The organism is Paenibacillus sp. 01L418 (genome assembly GCF_056400045.1).
The window spans coordinates 1-3,040 of record NZ_JBFTSN010000606.1; the positions used below are offsets into that span (position 1 = coordinate 1).

At 43.5% G+C, this 3,040-nt stretch carries 4 protein-coding genes; all 4 read left to right on the plus strand.

All coding sequences use genetic code 11. The features are described from left to right. The coding region (locus AC1DSE_RS33465; protein WP_477528930.1) for a DEAD/DEAH box helicase at positions 1 to 1,156 on the plus strand (1,156 nt) is incomplete at its 5' end. Positions 1,157 to 1,158: 2 nt separating this feature from the next. Then, complete coding sequence (locus AC1DSE_RS33470) at positions 1,159 to 1,284, plus strand: hypothetical protein (protein ID WP_477511867.1); 126 nt, start codon at positions 1,159 to 1,161, stop codon at positions 1,282 to 1,284. Further along, positions 1,281 to 2,582 carry a ribonuclease H-like domain-containing protein gene (locus AC1DSE_RS33475; protein WP_477528931.1) on the plus strand — a complete coding sequence of 434 codons (1,302 nt, stop codon included), beginning with the start codon at positions 1,281 to 1,283 and terminating at the stop codon, positions 2,580 to 2,582. The genes AC1DSE_RS33470 and AC1DSE_RS33475 overlap by 4 nt, the downstream gene beginning before the upstream one ends. 135 nt (positions 2,583 to 2,717) lie before the next feature. Continuing rightward, a partial coding sequence (locus AC1DSE_RS33480; RefSeq protein WP_477528932.1) for an HAD family hydrolase occupies positions 2,718 to 3,040 on the plus strand: 323 nt, incomplete at its 3' end.

A 3,040-nucleotide genomic window follows, 5' to 3' on the forward strand; every position in this document is an offset into this window, starting at 1 on the left:
GGTCTGTATTATGACAGGTTATCCAGGGAGCGTTGCAAGTACATGGCAGCAAGCTGGACGAGCTGGAAGACGACATGGGGAAGCACTTGTACTAATGGTAGCTAGCAATACGCCTATTGACCAGTATATTGTGCAAAATCCCGAATATTTCTTTGATCGATCCCCGGAATCCGCTAGAATCAATCCGGAAAACTTACTCATTCTAGTTGATCACGTTCGTTGTGCCGCCTATGAGCTGCCTTTTAAAAAGGGAGAACAATTCGGTTCAATAGAAATAGTAGACATATTGGAGTATCTGGTAGAAGAACGGGTACTCACTCAAGCAGCTGATACGTTTTATTGGGCTAATCTGGCTTTCCCAGCTAGTGAAGTAAGTCTGCGTTCTGCCGCACAGGAAAATGTAGTTATCATCGACCAATCAGAAACAGCGAACGTGAAAATCATAGGGGAAATGGACCGTTTTAGCGCTATGACTCTTTTGCACGATGAAGCCATTTATTTACATGAAGGTGTACAATTCCAAGTAGAAAAGCTGGATTGGGAGCATAAGAAGGCTTATGTTCGAAAAGTCGATGTAGAGTATTATACAGACGCGAATCTGGCGGTAAAACTTAAAGTATTAGCAGAGGATAGGATAGAGAGCAAGCGAACTTCATCCATAATATATGGAGATGTTGTAGTAAATTTTCTCGCAACACTTTTTAAGAAAATTCGATTAACGAGTTTTGAAAATATTGGATACGGCCAAGTAAATCTACCGGAAGATGAATTGCATACCAGCGCGACCTGGATAGAATTGAAAGAGGTAGACCCAGCGATTGAAACAAAAACGCTAGAACAGCTGCTTCTTGGAATAGCGAATGTGCTTAGGCATATTGTACCTATTCATGTAATGTGTGACCGAAATGATATTCATGTCGTTTCACAAATCAGGGCTGAGCATACGCAGCTTCCTACGATTTTCATATATGACCATTACCCTGGGGGCATTGGACTAGCAGAGGACGTATATAAACGATTTGATGAAGTAAAAGAAGCTGCAATAAAATTAATCCGAAAATGTCCATGCGAAGATGGTTGTCCGTCTTGTATTGGCACTGAAATATATGGAATTCATGCAAAACAAACAAGCTTAGATCTGTTGAGGTCATTATGATTATGAAGGATTATATTGGCAAGTACGAAATACAGTTCGCTCATCGCGCTCCGCTTGGACCGATTCATGAGATTGGTGTGTCAAAGCAAACATGTTATCTTCTTAATGAAGCGGAGGGCAAACGATGAGCTTATTACGCGATAAAATGAATCGTTTGCGGGGAAACATCCGTGAGGAAGAGAAACAGCCAGCGGCGGTGGTTCCTGCCACTGAAGAGAAGATGGTACAACAGCCGGAAAATAATGAAGAATGGCTTTCACCCGTGTGGGAGACCTTCGATGTCAAGCTGGTTACGAATGAAGTTGGAAGCTTTTTGCTCCGAAAAATCATTTATCCGTCAGATTATCGCCATGGTCATCATGCATTAGTAGAACTGCACGAGGCTGCACCTGCCTTATCAGCGTTTCATCCTGATTCTTTAACATCTGCGGAACAAATTATGTTTCTTGATTTGGAAACGACAGGTTTAGGCGTTGGAGCAGGGAACGTTCCTTTCATGGTTGGCATAGGCTATTTGTCAAAGGACCAATTTGTCATCGAGCAAGCGTTGATCAGGCATCCTGCTGAAGAGCGGGMAATGCTTCATTATTTGATGGGGAAGCTGAACGATTATACTTTTTTGTCCACCTACAACGGAAAAACCTTCGATTGGCCGCTCGTTCAAAATCGTTTTATTATGAATGGACTTGGCCAAAAAATGTGGGAGCCTCAGCATCTTGATTTCTTGCATCCTGCAAGATCGATATGGCGTAATACGCTCGTTTCGTGTAAATTGAGCCATGTTGAAGAAGAGCGGCTCGGTATTCACCGGGAGGATGACGTTCCAGGATCACTCGCTCCTCAGCTTTATTTTCAATTTCTGGCGAATGGAGATCCAGCACCGCTTGAGGGAGTTTTTCGCCATAACGAAATAGATATGTTATCCCTAGCTTGTCTAGCGATTCGATTTGGACATTTGTTAAACGGAACGATTAAGTTGTATATTCCGTTGCCCGATGAGCCTGAGGAGATGGTGCGCACAGGTCTTTGGCTAGAGCGTATGGGTAAAATGGAGCTTCCTGATCATTTATTCGATTTAGCCATGAAGGAAGAGAACTCAAAACCTTCTACACTAGTCATGCTTGCCGCGCGGGACAAGAAGGCTGGAAATTGGGATCGTGCTGTGTTATTGTGGCAGAAGGCTATTATTCATTCTTCTAATCATTTTGGATCTGCTGCCCATGAAGCAAGCATTGAGCTTGCCATGTATTATGAGCATAAGATCAAAGATTTTGAGTCAGCTTTAGGATATGCGAATGCAGCTTTTGAACGTKCGCTGAATCATTCGCAGCTCATTCGGCCCGATGCCAAAAAAAGAGCGGAGCTCGATGCTTTGCGTAATCGAATAGCAAGGCTGCGCCGCAAATCAACCAAACATGTTCATTAAGAAGCTACTTTTTAAAATAGGATAAAAGCGTAAACAGACAGCTGCAGCTCAACTATATAGCTTATCTTTCAACGGAAAACGTAAGCTTGACCACTATAGTGGCGACTGCCGTTTACCCTTGGGAGGAAAACAACGATGACAACGGGACTGCCTGCCATGCGCGGCTTATTAATTGATCTTGACGGAACGTTATATCACGGTACTCATCAAATTGCTGGTGCAGCTGAACTCATCACTTATTTGAGAGAGATTAAGCTTCCATATCGCTTTGTTACAAACAACTCCTCTTCTACACCCGATGAGGTAGCTGAAAGGCTAATGAAAATGGGTATTCCAGCTGCTGCTGAAGAGGTATGCACGTCCGCGCAAGCGGCTTCTGAGCATATCGCTTCGATGAAGCCAGGTGCATCCGTATTTGTCGTTGGTGAAGCTGGACTAAAACAGGCTGTCCAAGAAGC

Coding starts and splice junctions, on each gene's coding strand:
- AC1DSE_RS33470 (WP_477511867.1), top strand. CDS start 1,159: ATGAAGGATTATATTGGCAAGTACGAAATACAGTTCGCTCATCGCGCT.